The 986-nt window shown below is 56.6% G+C and carries 2 protein-coding genes; both read right to left on the reverse strand.

Features of this window, described 5'->3' with window-relative positions:
- A partial coding sequence (locus tag A6F49_RS17820) for an IS3 family transposase (RefSeq protein ID WP_235605023.1) occupies positions 1-688 on the reverse strand: 688 nt, incomplete at its 3' end.
- Positions 640-936, reverse strand: a complete 297-nt coding sequence (locus A6F49_RS14595; RefSeq protein ID WP_043055285.1) for a transposase — start codon at positions 934-936, stop codon at positions 640-642. The genes A6F49_RS17820 and A6F49_RS14595, both read right to left, overlap by 49 nt.
- Between the last annotated feature and the right edge of the window lie 50 nt (positions 937-986).

The raw sequence follows: 986 nt of genomic DNA on the forward strand, positions 1-986 counted from the left end.
CTTGAAACTGGGCTGAGGTGAACTGAGCACCTCTATCCGTGTGGTAAATCGCCTGGTCAGGGTGGAGATACCCCTGATCACGGGCCATGGCCAACGCCCCGATGCATAGGTCGGTGCGCATGTGATTGGCGGTATTCCAGCCGATGACCATCCCGGTGCACAAATCGATGACCGTGGCCAAATACAACCAGCCCTGACCTGTCTTTAGATACGTTATATCGCCGACCAATCGGGTCCCTGGTGTCTCGGAGGAGAAATCCCGGTCGCCGTGGTCATCGATCATATGATTGTCGATGTGTTCCGTTCTGGCTTGCGGGTCTTGGACGGTGGTCTGTTTCCACGCCATAGTGCGGATGGCCCGCAAATCGTGAACCCGCATAATGGCTCCTACGGTGGACTCCGAGACCTCAATACCTTTGGTGTTCAGCAGCCGGGTCAGCTGACGCCGGCCTGCCATGCCTTCAGCATCCTCATACTCGGCTTTGACAGCCGCCACCAGCTGTTGGTGGCGCACCTGACGCGGTGAGGGCTGCTTGGGTTGGCACCACCGATAAAACGAGGCCCGCGAGACCTGCAGTACCCGGCACATCATGGCAATGGAATAGTTGGCCTTCTGCGCTTCGATGAACTCATAGCAGTCTACGATTGTTGCTTCGAGGCGAAGAAGGCGCTGACTTTTGAGAGGAATTCCACCTCTTGTTTCAGCTTGGCATTTTCCTTGAGCACCCGCTGATGCTCGGCATAGGCCACCGACTCCGGGGCGTCGCCAGCAAACTCTTCTGGGTGGTCCTGGCGGTACTTGCGCACCCAATTGCCAAGGGTGCCTTCCTTGACCCCAATATCCACACTGACCTGAGCAATCGGACGACCCGAATCTATGACCAGATCCACGGCCCGCTGTTTGAACTCTGCAGTGTATTTCTTTCGCTCTGTCACGATGAGTAAGGCTCCTACTAACCTGTCTCACTCAAGCATACCGGCGCACT

Source organism: Enteractinococcus helveticum (genome assembly GCF_001657475.1).
Lineage (GTDB): Bacteria > Actinomycetota > Actinomycetes > Actinomycetales > Micrococcaceae > Yaniella > Yaniella helvetica.